The organism is Shimia sp. NS0008-38b (assembly GCF_040370365.1).
In the GTDB taxonomy this organism is placed as follows: Bacteria; Pseudomonadota; Alphaproteobacteria; order Rhodobacterales; family Rhodobacteraceae; genus Shimia.
Genome location: NZ_BAABWQ010000001.1, coordinates 457,675 through 473,159 on the forward strand (window position 1 = coordinate 457,675; position 15,485 = coordinate 473,159).

The window sequence follows — 15,485 nt, forward strand, 5'->3', positions numbered from 1 at the left end:
CCAAGGCCGGATCACATTCGGCCGAGCAAAGGGCCGCTTAGGAGCAAAACGATGATCGACGCAGACACAATCGCACCAGATTTCACCCTCCCCTCCACCTCAGGAAACGATATCACGCTTTCTGCTCTGCGACCTTCTCCGGTGGTGCTGTTTTTTTACCCGCGAGACAACACGCCCGGTTGCACCAAAGAAGCGATTGGTTTTTCCCACTTGGTTCAGCAGTTTGCCGACGCCGGGGTACAGGTTTTCGGCATCTCCAAAGACAGCCTCGCCAGCCACGACAAATTTGTCGCCAAGAAGGAGCTGACCATCCCACTTTTGTCAGATGAAAACGGCACTGTCTGCGAGGACTACGGCGTTTGGGCAGAAAAAAAGATGTATGGTAAAACCTTTATGGGCATTGTCCGCGCCACTGTGCTGATCGATTCAACAGGCAAAATTGCCCGCACATGGCCCAAGGTGAAGGTGGACGGTCACGCCGAAGAAGTGCTTTCCGCCGCCCAATCTCTGTAAGCCCAATCTCTGTAAGAAAGTCTTTCAATGACAAAATCCCTCGCAGAGATGGCAGTGGAAGTTCTAACCACTGCTGATGGTCGCCAAAAAACCGCGATCTCAAAGGCCCACGCCGAGAGTTGGTTTGCCGCGCGCGCTGCAGGCACGCCCTTGCCGATTGGCCAAGCCGCGCCCCCCTTGCGTCCGGCGCGCCCTGACAAGCCAGACCTCCTAAATCCCCGTGACGTTCCGCGCCGCAAACCCGGCAGCCCACAGGGACGCATCGCCATGTTACATGCTGTGGCGCATATTGAACTCAACGCTGTTGATCTGCACTGGGACATCATCGCGCGGTTCACTGACGTGGATATGCCGATTGGATTTTACGATGACTGGGTCAAATCCGCATCTGAAGAATCAAATCATTTCAACCTGATATGTGACAGTCTTGAAGCGAAAGACAGCTTTTATGGCGCGCTCCCAGCACATGCAGGCATGTGGCGTGCCGCAGAAGATACCGTGGATGACCTCATGGGGCGTTTGGCGGTGGTGCCCATGGTCTTAGAGGCCCGTGGCCTTGACGTCACACCCGGCATGATCCGCATCTTTGAAAACGCCAAAGACACGCAAACTCTGGAAGCTCTGCGCGTCATCTATGCCGAAGAAGTTGGTCATGTGGCCTATGGTTCCAAATGGTTCAATTTCCTCTGTGGCCGCCATGGTCTGGACCCAAAGGCCGAATTCCATGCTTTGGTGCAAAAATATTTCCACGGCGCGCTCAAACCACCGTTTAATGAAGAAAAACGGGCCGACGCAGGGCTACCGCCAGATTTCTATTGGCCACTCTCAGACGAAGAGCCCCCTGCTTACGCCCGCTAGGGACAGATCGGCCATAGTTCACCAAAGTTAGGCGGCAAACCGCTGGTTGTCGGCGGGTCCTCTCGCCGTGTCGGGCAATTTAGGTCAAAAACCTTGCCCGACATCCACTTGAGGGTTAAACCTTTCGCCCAAGGCGCTGGGAAACAAGTGCCGGGGACAGGATTGTGTCGGGGAGAACCCCCACATGGCGCAGTTCCGGGATGGGACAAAACAAGGAATACTTCCGTGAGAACACGACTCGCGATCCGGATGCATACGTTGCTCGAACGCTTTTTCCCGGAAAGACGGCTTTTCCTCAGATCAGACACCGATACGCGGTTCATCCGCCTGCGGCCGAGCACACAATTGGTTGCCTTTACCGGCGCCTCAGTGATGGTGGCCTGGGCCATTATTGCAACCGCCATTTTATTGATGGACAGCATCGGCTCTGGCAACTTTCGCGAGCAAGCAAAGCGTGACCAGCTGACCTATGAGCAACGACTGAATGATCTGTCTTCCGAACGCGACGCCCGTACCGACGAAGCATTGGCCGCACAATCACGCTTTAACGCTGCGTTGACACAAATTTCGGAGATGCAATCGCAACTTTTGGAATCCGAAACGCGCCGCCGTGAACTGGAAACTGGTATCGAAGTGATCCAATCCACCCTGCGCCGCACGATGAAAGAGCGCGAAGTGGCGCGTGCGGAACTTGAGGCGCGCGATCAAGCAGACGCAGAAACCCAAACCGCGCTGATTGGTTCCTCCCCGTTGGGCAACGATATGTTAGATGTGCTCTCCACAGCACTCAACGAAACCGCGGCGGAAAGAGATCAAGTCTATGCGGATGCCCAAGAAGCGCTGAAAGCAGCTGATGACATGGAGCGTGAACTGCTGCTGATGGAGGAGAAGAACGATCAAATCTTCCGACAACTGGAAGACGCGATGACAGTCTCGGTCGAGCCTTTGACCAAAATGTTCACCGCAGCAGGTCTGGACACAGACAGCCTGTTGGCGGAGGTGCGGCGCGGCTATCAGGGACAGGGCGGCCCAATGATGCCCCTAAACTTCTCCACCAAAGGCGGAGAGTTGACAGCGGAAACTCTCCGCACAAATCATTTGCTGGAGCAGCTTGATCAGCTGAACATGTATCGCATCGCTGCGGAAACCGTCCCATTTGACAACCCGCTAAAATCCGCGTTCCGCTATACCTCAGGCTTCGGCATGCGGTGGGGACGGATGCACAAAGGCACGGACTTCGCTGCGCGCTACGGCACGCCAATCCACGCCACTGCCGAAGGTGTGGTGACACACGCAGGCTGGCTGTCTGGCTATGGTCGCCTCATAAAAATCAAACATGACCACGGCATCGAAACCCGGTACGCACATTTGGCCAAGATCAGCGTGAAGGTTGGTCAAAGGGTCAACCGCGGCGACCGCATTGGGGATATGGGTAACTCCGGCCGGTCCACGGGAACACATCTGCACTATGAGGTGCGTGTGAATGGGCGGGCAATCAACCCAATGAAATTCATCCGCGCTGGCGAAAGCGTTTTCTAGGCGCGGAGCCGCGTGTGTTTTGACGATACAAATGACATGGGCCAAACACTCCAAGCTCTCACCAAATAGAGTGAGTGACGATCACGTCGTTTTACGAGCAGTAGGAGCAAATTGCTTAATGTACGGGCGACACCCCGGCACGTCTCCGCCCAGCACGGCGGTACTGTCCCTAAACCGGCTTGCGCGGACGCACGCAAGGCCGTACACAATACTCAAACGCGCGGGTCTGAACCCGATGAAAGCAAGGACGAAGGCTGGAACAGATGTTTTCTAAGAGCAAAATCAACGAACCTGCACCCAAAACCGATGCCCCCGCGAGACCTGCGGCAGCAGACACTGCCGGTATCCCTGCGGCCCCGGCGAAGGCAAGCGAATTTAAAAGCAGCGCAGCGCCCAAAGCAAAGCCACCTGCATCCGTGCTGTCCTCTGATCTGCACGTATCTGGCAACATGAAAACCACCGGTGACATTCAGGTTGAAGGCACCGTCGAAGGTGACATCCGTGCGCATCTGCTGACCGTTGGCGAAACGGCAACGATCAAAGGCGAAGTCATTGCTGATGACGTGGTGGTCAATGGTCGTATTGTTGGTCGTGTACGTGGCCTCAAAGTACGTCTGACGTCCACGGCCCGTGTTGAAGGCGACATCATTCACAAGACCATCGCCATTGAAAGCGGTGCACATTTTGAAGGCTCTGTTCAGCGTCAGGACGATCCACTGACCGTTGGCAAAGCTGCCCCGGCGCCCAAAGCGGCACCAGCACCAGCTGCGGCAACACCAACGGCCAAACCAGCGAAATAAAGCGTCCGCAACGGACCAATTTTTGCCGCTGCGCTCGATTGAGTGCAGCGGCATTTTTGTGGCATGACCTCAAGTGTCGTGGGTGTGCCTCAGCGCCAATGTACAGCGCCAAATCAGCACCAGGCTCTCGGCCCTTTGCGGCACCTTGAACAGATTAAATGACCGCTCGCCAAGTCATATCACCTTTCCAATGTGCGAGAGAGTTGACCGAAATTCGATTGCACCCGTATAGTTTTTTGAGTGGCAAACGAGAATTTTGTACTCGTGTCAGTTTTTGTTAATCAGTTTTGGAGGCAACATGCGTTCCTTTGTTTTAGCTCTTTTATCGTTCTCTATCATCTTTCAGCCGGTGGTCTTACGCGCTGACAATCGGTTTATTACGGCTGAATCTGTACGGGTTGAGAGCGGCGAACAGGTGGTCACAACCAGCGTGATCGCCGGTGCGGAGACCCAGACAAACGAGGACGGACTCTTGGTCCTTACCGGTGTTTTACTACTATCGGATGGATCACAATCCGCACTAGAACTCCAAATCCAAACAGCAGGAAGGGAAACGGCCCCTTCATTGGATGAATACATTGAACAGACTGAGCGCCTCGCCGTCACAGCACAAACGACCTATACATCAGAATTCGACGACGTGAAGGTGGAGAAAACCATCTATGCGCTCATCGACAATTCGGACGGATCTAGAGGGACAGTGACCCTCACGGATGACCCGCTTCCTGCATTGGCCGGGTGGATGCTCTTCGCAGCAGTTACAAGTTTCACGGGTCTCGGATTCTACGTGGTGACCGAGTGTATGAGAGCCGAAGGAAAAACAACGGTCTCTGTCGATGGCGAATTGACGAAACTAAGCGGAGGTGTGTCTGTGTCTTGCGAACTCTAGCACTTGCAGGCGCAATTGCAGGTCGCATTGACCTCCCCACCGGGGAATTCCAATCCAAAAAAACCTTTCTTTGGAGAAGTTTCGCTCCTACCGTCCTGCGTGTGACTTTTGGAGGTTCATATGTTCAACAAACTTTTTGCAGAATTTATTGGGACATTCTGGCTTGTGCTTGGCGGTTGCGGCAGTGCCGTTCTGGCTGCGGGTGTTGCCGATGTCGGCATCGGCTGGCTGGGCGTCAGCTTCGCCTTTGGCCTGACGGTTCTGACCATGGCCTACGCGGTCGGTCATATCTCAGGCGGACATTTCAACCCTGCCGTCAGTCTTGGACTGATGATTGGCGGCCGCTTTGAAGCCAAAGACCTGATCCCATATTGGGTTGCGCAGGTGGCAGGCGCCATCGTTGCCGCCCTTGTGCTCTACATCATTGTCTCAGGTGCCCCAGACTTTGCCGGGGCTGGCGGATTTGCCTCCAATGGCTACGGTGACGCATCACCGCAGGGCTACTCCATGATGTCTGCCCTCGTGATAGAGATTGTGCTCACCGCTGCGTTCCTCTTCATCATTCTGGGGGCCACATCATCGGGTGCACCAGCAGGTTTTGCCCCTATTGCCATCGGCTTGGGCCTAACCCTGATCCATCTGATCTCCATTCCGGTCACCAACACATCGGTCAACCCGGCCCGCTCCACTGGCGTGGCGCTGTTTGCGGACGGTCCTGCGTTGGCACAGCTGTGGCTGTTCTGGGTCGCCCCTCTGATCGGTGGCGCGCTTGGTGGTGTTCTGTGGAAACTCTGCAGTCCGTCAGAAGACTAAATCACGTTGTTTCCGCTCAGCGCCCCCTCAAAGGCGCTGAGCGGGGCCAACTTAAAAGTTTCAAACCCTTCCGTCGCGGCCAAAATCCGATCACAGCGAAATGTACGCGGCTCCTGTCGCAGATGATCAAAGGCCAACACATACCAGACCGGAAAATTGAGCAGCAGGTAGTGCGGTTCGATCACCCGCACGCTCTCGCTCATATCTTCACGCCGATAAGTGATCTCCATGTCTTTCTGGGACAAAAACGCCTGATGCAAACGCTGAACAACGCGTTTCTGTGGCGCTTCAAGCGACGTCTGCACCGTCACCGACGCCGCAGCGCCAATCAAAATCCGGTTCTTGATCCCCTCAACTGCACGCCGTTTGTCTCGCGAAAACGAACCGATCAACTGCCGCCGCACCGATCCCATCTGAGCCAGAAACAGCGGCGAATTCATCTGCTCTGCCACCGCCAGGCTGATCAACAAATCCACACTCTCGGCATAGCTCAAGTTGAGCCGCCCAACCCCCCAGTTGGCGTCCAATCGCACACCGCCACCACGACCGCGCTCCGCCTCAATGGGCAAGCCCTGTTCACGCATGATTTCCAAATCCCGCGCAATGGTCCGTCGGCTCACGCCATGTGCCAGCGCCAAACCCTCAATCGTACAAGGCGCATCGCCTTTTAACTGTGCTGCCAACCGTTCCAAACGCGTCATGCGATCTTGGGTGTTTGCGCGTGGGCGCGTGTCGATATTTGTCATGAAACAAATAGGACATAAAACGGCATATTAAACAATACACAGTCTCCACGAACACTTGATACAGGAGACACTAACATGACCCCCATCACGATACTTGCCCCCGTGAAACTGGCCCCAGGTAAAACGGAAGCTGACCTGCTCGCCGCTTCAACCAAATTCCAACAGAATTTTGTCGCACATGAACCGGGCGTATTGCGCCGCGAACTTGTGCGCACACCCGACGGGACCTATCTGGACATTGTCCAGTTTCGCAGCGAGGCCGATGTGGCCGACGTCATGGAGAAAGAGATGAAGTCCCCAGTTTGCGCGGAGTTTTTTTCCATCATGGATCTCTCGGACTTTGATCCAGAGGCGCCCATGGACATGTACGTATCTCTACAAACCCACTGACCGATACCAGCGGGCCGGACATCCGTCCGGCTCGCTTTCTAGGGCTCCAACATCCACTGCCCATCCGGCCAAAATGCGTGAAACGCAAAAGCGAACATCACATCGTGCGGCACATCATGGCCCGCGCTGTCTTTCACACGGATCGAACCAACCTCTTTGCCCTGCCCAATATTGGCCTTATCCAAAGCCGAAGCCTGCCCCTCTTGCCATGTGATCGTGACCCCTGCTTCCGTCACACGCCCCACGCTGGCCAGTCGCGTCAACGGCCAAGCCCGATCCGCCACCCGCACCACACGCACCAAGGGCGCAACCCCATGAGGTGGGTTCTCGCCGCTGTAAAGAAACGGTCGGGCGGAACTGTCATAGCTTACATAAGGATTGCGCCCGTAGTCGCGATTGTAGGCGGGTTCCGCCATCACCAACCCATTGGGATTGCGCGCCTTAAACTGCGCCCAGCTTTCCATCCAAGTGGGCAGCGTGGTCAGCGTGACACCGGTCATCTCACCAACAATCCCCTGCCCCATCGCCTGCTGCCACCAGCTCTGCGTCTCGCGGTCATACATCACCATATCGCTGTTGCGCAGTTTGCCGGACACCCCAAAGGTCAATACACGCCCTTTGACTGTCCGATCAAAGGTGATCGCCGAATTGCACAGCGGGCAAAACGTCACCGCAATCGGCCGCTCAGCAACGCTGTCATTCACAATCTCATGCCACATCAAATAGCGGATCGGATAGGCGCGTGGGATCTCCCCCGCGATCTCTATCGCCACAATCGGTTCGCGGTCACCAATTCTGGTTTCCTCATGAACCCAAATGAACTGAGGATCGCTGAGCGCCGGAATGCCATCTTTGGGCGGCCCACCACTCATGATTTCGACCCAATTTGGAACTGTGGTGTTTGAGAAATCCGTTTCTGGCCATTCATGCTTCCAGAAGCTCGGATCTCCAGCGGCCCCAGAGGCCATCACCATCAGACCAAGCGTCCCAAGCCATGCCCAAATGTCTCTTCGTCCCATGTGCCCTGCCTCCCGCGCTGCCGTAAGACTGCGTCCAATGGCGCCACCGGTCCACCCCACACACGCAGAAGTGAGCCCAAACGAAGGTGCACCAACCCATTTTTCAGAGGTCAAAACATCTACTTTTACCAAAATTAAATGCAGATCGAGAATAAGCTTAGCGGTGGCTTTTTATCCAAAGGAAATCCAAACGTTGTTAGAAAAACACACGCCAGCCTCCACTTCAGAATTCACCGACACTGCATCTCCGCTGCACATTGCAGCAGAGGCTGACGCGCTTGTGGAACAAGCCCAAATCCAGCCTCTAAGTGACGGTGGTCTGATGACATCTCGGTTGCTGTCAGAGGCCTTGAGCAAAGTCCCACATCATCATGACGCGCAATTGTTGAACGAACAGCTCAACCAGATGTTTGTGCCGCGATGGCATTTTCCAATGCTGGCTGACACCGACCGCAACAGCGCCTACGCCAAGGCCATTGCCGCCAAGGTCCAACACGGCGACATCGTGCTCGATATCGGGTCTGGTGCAGGCCTCACCGCAATGCTCGCAGCGCGTGCAGGCGCAAAACACGTCTATGCGGTGGAGCATCAACCCCTGATCGCTGCCGCCGCCAAACGCGTGATTGCCGCCAATGGCCTCAGCGACCGCATCACGGTGATAAACAAATGGTCCCACAATATTGTCGTTGGCGAAGATATCCCGGAGAAAGCCGACGTTGTGCTGTCAGAAATTGTTGACAGCAACCTGTTGGGGGAAGGTGCACTTGCCACCCTCAAACATGCGATGACCACGTTGGCCAAACCCAACGCGCGCGCCATTCCGGAGCGCGGAACGCTTATGGCGCAACTGGTGGAAAGTGATGCATTGGTGGCCCAGTGGCGCCCTCAACTTGCCGAAGGCTTCGATCTCAGCGCGTTCCACCACTTTGCCAAAGTGGCTCAGGTCACGCCAAACGATGCCACCGCCTGCCCGTTGCGCGCGCTCGGTCCGGCCAAAGCGTTGTTTCACTTTGATTTCGCCAACCCGAACATTTTCCCGGAACACACCAGCGCAGAGCTGCCATGCCTGCAAGACGGCACCATTCATGCGGTGCTTGTAAGCTTTGAGATGGAACTGGCGCCGGGGATCTCCGTGTCCAATGGATTGCAGTCAAAAGGTCACTGGGGCCGCACAGCCTATCTGCTAGACCAAGCCACACCGGCCGACATCGACACCTCCGTCCTCATTGTGGCCCAGCATGATGCCACCAAACTGAGCCTATGTGTGGAGAGCATCAAAGCGCCGGCAATCATCGAGGCGCCAACAGGGGCAAATGTGATGTGGAACTCTTCCAGGGCCACGATGCCTCAAGCCAACAAACAGGCACAGCTTTAGCCACGCCAAAGCGCTCTATCAGGTGATAAGCACCTAAACTGCCGCACCAAGGCCCAACCAAAAGCCCACCGCAGTGTCCCCGCGGTGGGCTTTTTCGACTCTGCCCGATGACCAAAAAGTCATTTTGCGCTCATCTCGTCATGCGACCGAACATTCTTTCACTGGGACATCCCGACACAAAAAAAGCGGCCTCAAATGAGACCGCTTCTTTCATAGATTTGAATTGACCTTAGAAATCAGACCACTGCTCATTGGCAGCCATCTTAGTCTGTCCTACGGGTGCCGCCGGTTTCGGTTTCGGAGCCTCCGCTTTGGACGCCTTGGCAACCTCTACAAATTCGGCGTCCGCTTCGTCTTCGGAGCTCTTTGCCTCGACATCCGCGGATGTGGTGGCAGGGCGCACCGCTTTCGCCTCGTTGGTCTTAAACTGTCCAACGTGCTCAACCAGCTTGTCAGCATCAGTGCGCAACATGTGCGATGCAGCGGTGTTTTCTTCCACCATGGCCGCGTTGCCCTGCGTCACCTGATCCAACTGTGTCATGCCCGAGCTGATCTCGGTGAGTGCTTCAGACTGCTCGCGCGAGGATTGGGCGATCTGTTCCACCAATCCAGAGATATCCTGAACCTGCCCCACAATTGTCGTCAACGCCTCACCGGTCCGTCCGACCAGCTTCACGCCACGGCCCACCTGCTCGCCACTGGACTCAATCAGGGCTTTGATCTCCATTGCGCTTTCTGCTGAGCGCAACGCCAAACCGCGCACTTCAGAGGCCACAACAGCAAAGCCTTGTCCTGCTTCTCCTGCACGGGCCGCTTCGACCCCCGCATTCAACGCCAACAGGTTGGTCTGGAACGCAATGTCATCAATGACGCTGATGGTCTGCTTGATCTGGTTGGACGACTGTTCAATCTCCGTCATCGCTTCAATCGCTTGGCTGACCACCTCGCCGCTCTCTTCCGCTTTGCCGCGCGCAATCTGAACTGTTTTCTCCACGGTTTCCACGTTTTCGGCAGCAGAGCGCACCCCTTCGGTCACACCGTTTAGGGAGTTCGCGGTCTGCTCCAACGTCGCGGCTTGGGCTTCGGTGCGATGCGCCAACTCGTCAGCAGATCCGGCAATTTCCTGTGAGCCATGGTTGATGCTTTCTGCGGTTTCGCGCACGGCGTTCACCACCTCACTGAGACCGTGAACAGCCTTGTTCAGACTGGTCCGCAGGACCTCATGCTCTTCGGGGAACGCTTCCAGTTTCTGGTCCCGGAAATCGCCTTTGGCCAAGTTGGTCAACGCCGCACTCAATTGGTTCACAACCCGCTGATTGGCTTCTTGTACTTCTGCCTCACGTGCTTGGGCCTCAGCACCCTCGCGCAACTTAACCTGCACATCCGACAGCGTGTTGGAAATCACACCAATCTCGTCTTTGCGGTCACGCCCAACAATCTCTTGAGTGTAGTTTTCCTTGCCAATTTCTTCCATCTCGGTTGCGACTTGAGTAATTCGCTTGATTGCACCTCTCAGAGCGAACCACGCGAGCCCACACAGCAACAAACCTGTGATTGCAAGTTCGATCAGTCCCATAATGATCGACTGATTGATGAAGCGCATAGATTCAGAACGGTCAATTTCAAAAACCATGCCCCAGTGCGCACCCGTTGGCGTCAAAACGTCAGCGGTCTCAGCAATCACATCGTGCCCATCAAGACCCGTGGTGTGCTCAAAATGTGCTTCCTGCCCAGACAAGGCCAAGGCAACCTGATCAACCATCGGCAGCTGTTCAAGCGCTTTGAATCCGCCCTCATGGCGTGAATTGGTCAAGGCACGACCGGTCTCATCGACCAGATAAACTTCACCTGTCTCACCCAACAACTCCGAATGCGCAACGATGTATTCCATCACATCCAACGGCAATTGGATCGCCACGACGCCCAGCCGTTGACCATTCACAAACACCGGTGAGGACATGAACATCGCTGGGGCATCCGCGCTGGGTGCATAAGCGTCAATATTCGTTATGTGGAAGTCGCCTTCTTGGAGCACGTTGCCCTTCTGGAACACCTCTCCAAGACCGCTGTCGGCATATTTTCCTGAGTTAAACTCCAGCGCAAAGTCGTCTTCCTTATACACCGAATAGACTAGGTTTCCGTCCACATCGAACAAGAACACGTCATAATAGTTGCGCGCCCGTTGATGCGCACGCAAGCCCGGATGGTGACGTTCATGCACCGTCGACCAATCAGAGCCGTCTTGTGCTTTGTCCAACTCATCCTTTTGACCCGCTGGGTTTGGGTTCTCGGAAATATACAGCCGGCGCAAGTCCTCTGCGACGCCATCCCCATATGCGTCCCAAGCGGCATCAAATTCGGTTAGGGCTGTACGGACACCAAAGTTCTGGGCCATCGCAATCACGTCAACCTTGCCGTCATTCAGCCAACGCTCAACCGCGTCGCGTTTGTCGTGAATGTAGCTCTCGTAGGCGAGCTGATGGTCTTTTTCGATCGCACGGGCCGCTTGTCGCAGCTGAGTCAAGCTGGTGATTGAAACCAACACAACAGCCGGAATAGCAATGGCCAGCGGCAGCTTCCATGCAAGCCTCATATCGCGAAATTTCATTGTCTTCACCTTCCGAATAGTAGCTATAATAATGGCTAGGTTGGCTAGGTTCTGGCCTTTGAAAATTGAAATAGTATTAAAGAGATTTCTGAAATAGCTGCCAAATCAGGTAGTTAGCATGTTCATCAAATGTTGCCGCGCGTAAAATACAAATCCAACATCGCGCAAAAAAACCAAATCCAAATCGATCAAATATCACAGATATGCGCCCCAAAATTTGCGTCATGTGACGATGAGAACAGCGCAAATCCGACCGCCAAGTGTCTCAATGCGACATCCTAAATGTATGATTTCCCTACCTAAGCTGATCTAGCTCCAATTTGTCATCGCAGCATTCTCTATCCGTCAAATTGGCCACAAAATTTACAAGGACTTACGCGAAAAATTTGTGCGTCCCACGGCAAGCTATTCCATAAAAAACACCCACTGCGGCATGGCCGCAATGGGTGAGAACTTGGCGTGATCCGAGGTCAGAAATTTTGAGACCAATTGGCTCATTCGGATAGGTTCAGTCGGTTACAACGACTTTTTTCATCATATCTGGCGCACCAACAACGGCGCCATTTTGGCCCGCGCCGCGCTTGATGGAATCAACCACATCCATGCCGCCAGTCACTTTGCCCACAACCGTATATTGCCCGTTCAGAAACGGACCCGGGGCAAACATGATAAAGAATTGACTGTTGGCAGAGTTCGGGTTTTGGCTGCGCGCCATCCCAACCACACCACGGTCATAGTTGATGTCGGAGAACTCAGCAGGCAAATCGGGCCGGTCAGATCCGCCACGGCCTGCCATGCTCATGTTCCCACCAACTTTGCCAAACTCGACATCACCTGTTTGTGCCATAAAGCCGTCGATCACGCGGTGAAACACCACGCCATCATACTGACCTGCGGCCGCCAGTGCGGTGATCTGCTCCACATGTTTGGGCGCAACGTCCTCAAACAAATCGATCACAACGGTGCCATTCGCACCTTCACCTGCGATTTCAAGTTCAAGCCCGGTGGCCAGCGCGGGGCCGGCCATCAAGGCAAAAGCTGCGGCGAGTTTAACCATCGACATCGGCAGCCACCTTCACGCTGATCATACGGTCGGGGTTTGCAGGCGGCTCACCTTTCACAATGGCGTCCACATGATCCATACCTTCGATCACACGACCATAAACCGTGTACTGACCGTTCAGGAAGTGATTGTCTTTGAAATTGATGAAGAACTGGCTGTTTGCGGAATCTGGCATCTGGCTGCGTGCTGCACCCAATGTGCCGCGATCGTGTGGCAGCTTGGAGAATTCCGCTTTCAGGTCCGGCAGATCAGATCCGCCAGTGCCCGCGCTGCGCAGGTTGAAGTCTTTTTCCATGTTGCCGTTTGCCACGTCGCCTGTCTGCGCCATGAAACCGTCGATCACCCGGTGAAACGCAACGTTGTCATACTGGCCAGAGCGCGCCAGCTCTTTCATGCGTTCTGCGTGGCCCGGTGCCACGTCTGGCAGCAGCTCAATCACAACAGTGCCGTTGGTCAATTCCATCAGGATAGTGTTTTCGGGATCTTTGATCTCAGCCATTTGTGGGCTCCTCTTACAATAACTTGAGAGCTAGTTAATCATCTGTCGCACGAATGCCAAGAGAACGTTGACCCTGTCCCCCAGTGCGCTAGGAATGCGACAACATTTTTTCTTAGGAGATTGCGACCATGGCGTGGAAGACACTCGATCAAATGGACCTTGGCGGCAAACGTGTGCTGACCCGCGTGGACATCAACGTGCCTGTGGCCGACGGCGTGGTCACCGACGCCACCCGCATCGAGCGGATCGTGCCCACGGTGCGTGATATCCTTGCAGCTGGTGGCAAGCCCATCTTGTTGGCGCATTTTGGCCGACCAAAGGGCGAACGCGTGCCAGATCTGTCTCTGCAACAACTCGTCCCTGCATTGGAAGCCGCTTTTGAGGCTCCGGTCATGTTTGCGGCCGATTGCGTTGGCCCGGCTGCGGCCGCAGCTATTGACGCGATGGCGGACGGTCAGGTCCTGCTGCTGGAAAACACTCGGTTCCACGCCGGTGAAACCAAAAATGACACAGAGCTGACCGCACAGATGGCCGCGCTTGGCGATATTTTTTGCAACGACGCCTTCTCCGCCGCTCACCGTGCCCACAGCTCCACATGTGGTCTTGCAAAGGCGCTCCCCGCCTGCGCTGGCCGTTTGATGCAGGCAGAACTCTCCGCACTGGAAGGCGCATTGGCCAATCCCGTGCGCCCGGTCACAGCTGTGGTTGGGGGCGCAAAAGTCTCCACCAAACTTGAGTTGCTGGGCAACTTGGTGAGCAAAGTCGACAACCTTGTGATTGGCGGTGGCATGGCCAACACATTTTTGGCCGCGCAAGGCATCGACGTTGGCAAATCGCTTGCCGAACACGACATGACCAACACCGCGTCTGAAATCCTCACCAAGGCTCAGGCGGCTGGCTGTAACATCGTGCTGCCCACCGACGTGGTTGTGGCGCGCGAATTTGCCGCCAATGCCGCCAATGAAACCGTCGCCGCAGACGCCTGTCCGGCAGACGCCATGATCTTGGATGCAGGCCCCGCCACCGTCGCCGCTGTGGCAAAGGTATTTGAAGCCTCCAAAACCCTCATCTGGAACGGCCCGATGGGCGCGTTTGAGATCGAACCGTTTAATGCCGCAACCGACGCAGCCGCCCTTCAGGCCGCCGCATTGACCAAAGCCGGCAACTTGGTGTCCGTCGCCGGCGGCGGTGACACGGTCGCCGCACTCAACGCCTCAGGCGCCGCAGCTGACTTCAGCTACATCTCCACCGCAGGTGGCGCCTTCCTGGAATGGATGGAAGGCAAAGAGCTGCCCGGTGTGGCAGCGCTGAACCAATAATTGCCCCTTTTGGTGGCGCTGATTTAAGCCGAGACTCAAATTAATTGTCGGTAGCGCCACCATAATTGAAACCCGTAGATCGCTCCTTTAAGAGCGGACACAACGGGCTCTTAACCCATTATTCACAACCAATTTTTGACCGGGGACAGATATGTCAAACCACGCTCAAGCCGAAAAAATTTCCGCAGGTCAAGGCTTCATTGCCGCGCTCGATCAATCTGGTGGTTCGACACCAAAAGCACTGCGCCTTTATGGAATTGAAGAAGACGCCTACAGCAATGACGCGGAGATGTATGACCTGATCCACGGCATGCGCTCGCGCATCGCACAGGCCCCTGCCTTTACTGGCGACAAAGTGGTCGGCGCAATCCTGTTTGAAATGACCATGGACCGTGACATCGACGGCACGCCGACACCGACCTACATGTGGGAACAACGCGGCGTGGTGCCGTTCCTGAAAGTAGACAAAGGCCTTGAGGCCGAAGAAAACGGCGTTCAGCTGATGAAACCGATGCCCGCGCTTGACACCCTGTGCGAACGCGCAGCATCCAAGGGCGTTTTTGGCACCAAGATGCGGTCCGTGATCTCCGCGGCCAACGAAACCGGCATTCGCGCCATTGTGGCCCAACAATTCATGATTGGCGAACAAATCATCGGCCATGGTCTGATGCCGATCATCGAACCCGAAGTCACCATCTCCATTGCAGACAAAGCTGAAGCCGAAGACCTGTTGTTGGCAGAGCTGACCGCCGCGCTCGACGCGCTGCCGGAGGATCAACAGGTGATGCTCAAACTGACTTTGCCAAACAAAGCCAATCAATATCAGACGCTGGTCGACCACCCGCGCGTGATGAAGGTTGTCGCACTGTCAGGCGGCTATTCTCGTGCAGAAGCCAACGCCAAGCTGGCGCAAAACACCGGTATGATCGCCAGCTTTTCGCGTGCCTTGACCGAAGGTCTTTCAGCCCAACAAACGGATGAAGATTTCGCGGCCACCATCGCCGACAGCATCGACGGCATATATCAAGCCTCCGTTGCAGGCTAAGACACAGCG

Annotated in this window: 15 protein-coding genes; 10 read left to right on the forward strand and 5 right to left on the reverse strand. The window is 55.4% G+C overall.

Translation table 11 applies throughout. The annotated features are described in order from the left end of the window. The first annotated feature begins 51 nt into the window (after nucleotides 1-51). From ABWV47_RS02200 to aqpZ, 6 genes are all read left to right on the forward strand, one after another. On the forward strand, nucleotides 52-513 hold the full coding sequence (locus ABWV47_RS02200; protein WP_353308209.1) for a peroxiredoxin: 462 nt from the start codon (nucleotides 52-54) through the stop codon (nucleotides 511-513). A gap of 27 nt (nucleotides 514-540) precedes the next feature. Beyond that, complete coding sequence (locus ABWV47_RS02205; RefSeq protein WP_353308210.1) at nucleotides 541-1,371, forward strand: ferritin-like domain-containing protein; 831 nt, start codon at nucleotides 541-543, stop codon at nucleotides 1,369-1,371. A gap of 225 nt (nucleotides 1,372-1,596) precedes the next feature. Further along, complete coding sequence (locus tag ABWV47_RS02210) at nucleotides 1,597-2,910, forward strand: DUF5930 domain-containing protein (protein ID WP_353308211.1); 1,314 nt, start codon at nucleotides 1,597-1,599, stop codon at nucleotides 2,908-2,910. A gap of 263 nt (nucleotides 2,911-3,173) precedes the next feature. Further along, nucleotides 3,174-3,710, forward strand: a complete 537-nt coding sequence (locus ABWV47_RS02215; protein ID WP_353308212.1) for a bactofilin family protein — start codon at nucleotides 3,174-3,176, stop codon at nucleotides 3,708-3,710. Nucleotides 3,711-4,008: 298 nt separating this feature from the next. Further along, the gene (locus ABWV47_RS02220) at nucleotides 4,009-4,599 is read left to right on the forward strand and encodes a hypothetical protein (RefSeq protein WP_353308213.1); all 591 of its coding nucleotides are present in this window, start codon (nucleotides 4,009-4,011) and stop codon (nucleotides 4,597-4,599) included. A gap of 120 nt (nucleotides 4,600-4,719) precedes the next feature. Next, nucleotides 4,720-5,412 carry an aquaporin Z gene (gene aqpZ, locus ABWV47_RS02225; protein WP_353308214.1) on the forward strand — a complete coding sequence of 231 codons (693 nt, stop codon included), beginning with the start codon at nucleotides 4,720-4,722 and terminating at the stop codon, nucleotides 5,410-5,412. Here the strand turns inward: aqpZ and ABWV47_RS02230 are convergent. Continuing rightward, entirely contained in the window at nucleotides 5,409-6,158 is a 750-nt protein-coding gene (locus ABWV47_RS02230; RefSeq protein ID WP_353308215.1) for a helix-turn-helix transcriptional regulator, read from the reverse strand. The two genes, aqpZ and ABWV47_RS02230, sit on opposite strands and share 4 nt — an antisense overlap. Nucleotides 6,159-6,233: 75 nt before the next feature. Here ABWV47_RS02230 and ABWV47_RS02235 point away from each other — a divergent pair, with 75 nt between their 5' ends. Next, nucleotides 6,234-6,548 (forward strand): hypothetical protein, encoded by a 315-nt coding sequence (locus ABWV47_RS02235; protein WP_353308216.1) that lies wholly within the window; start codon nucleotides 6,234-6,236, stop codon nucleotides 6,546-6,548. A 38-nt stretch (nucleotides 6,549-6,586) separates the two neighbouring features. On the opposite strand, the gene ABWV47_RS02240 is transcribed toward ABWV47_RS02235, so the two are convergent. Further along, a complete protein-coding gene (locus ABWV47_RS02240) occupies nucleotides 6,587-7,522 on the reverse strand; it encodes a DUF3179 domain-containing protein (RefSeq protein ID WP_353309553.1) in 936 nt (311 codons plus the stop codon). 238 nt (nucleotides 7,523-7,760) lie between these two features. Here ABWV47_RS02240 and ABWV47_RS02245 point away from each other — a divergent pair, with 238 nt between their 5' ends. Next, on the forward strand, nucleotides 7,761-8,942 hold the full coding sequence (locus ABWV47_RS02245) for a class I SAM-dependent methyltransferase (RefSeq protein ID WP_502959677.1): 1,182 nt from the start codon (nucleotides 7,761-7,763) through the stop codon (nucleotides 8,940-8,942). A 229-nt stretch (nucleotides 8,943-9,171) separates the two neighbouring features. Here the strand turns inward: ABWV47_RS02245 and ABWV47_RS02250 are convergent, their stop codons facing one another. The 3 genes from ABWV47_RS02250 to ABWV47_RS02260 form a co-directional block, all read right to left on the reverse strand. Continuing rightward, nucleotides 9,172-11,550 (reverse strand): methyl-accepting chemotaxis protein, encoded by a 2,379-nt coding sequence (locus ABWV47_RS02250; protein WP_353308217.1) that lies wholly within the window; start codon nucleotides 11,548-11,550, stop codon nucleotides 9,172-9,174. Between the two features lie 508 nt (nucleotides 11,551-12,058). Next, nucleotides 12,059-12,607 carry a peptidylprolyl isomerase gene (locus ABWV47_RS02255; RefSeq protein ID WP_353309559.1) on the reverse strand — a complete coding sequence of 183 codons (549 nt, stop codon included), beginning with the start codon at nucleotides 12,605-12,607 and terminating at the stop codon, nucleotides 12,059-12,061. Beyond that, nucleotides 12,600-13,112 (reverse strand): peptidylprolyl isomerase, encoded by a 513-nt coding sequence (locus tag ABWV47_RS02260; protein ID WP_353308218.1) that lies wholly within the window; start codon nucleotides 13,110-13,112, stop codon nucleotides 12,600-12,602. Before ABWV47_RS02260 ends, ABWV47_RS02255 begins: the two co-directional genes overlap by 8 nt. A gap of 128 nt (nucleotides 13,113-13,240) precedes the next feature. Here ABWV47_RS02260 and ABWV47_RS02265 point away from each other — a divergent pair, with 128 nt between their 5' ends. Then, complete coding sequence (locus tag ABWV47_RS02265) at nucleotides 13,241-14,431, forward strand: phosphoglycerate kinase (RefSeq protein WP_353308219.1); 1,191 nt, start codon at nucleotides 13,241-13,243, stop codon at nucleotides 14,429-14,431. Between the two features lie 151 nt (nucleotides 14,432-14,582). Beyond that, nucleotides 14,583-15,476: a fructose bisphosphate aldolase gene (locus ABWV47_RS02270; protein WP_353308220.1), complete on the forward strand. Its 894-nt coding sequence runs from the start codon at nucleotides 14,583-14,585 to the stop codon at nucleotides 15,474-15,476. Nucleotides 15,477-15,485 lie beyond the last annotated feature (9 nt).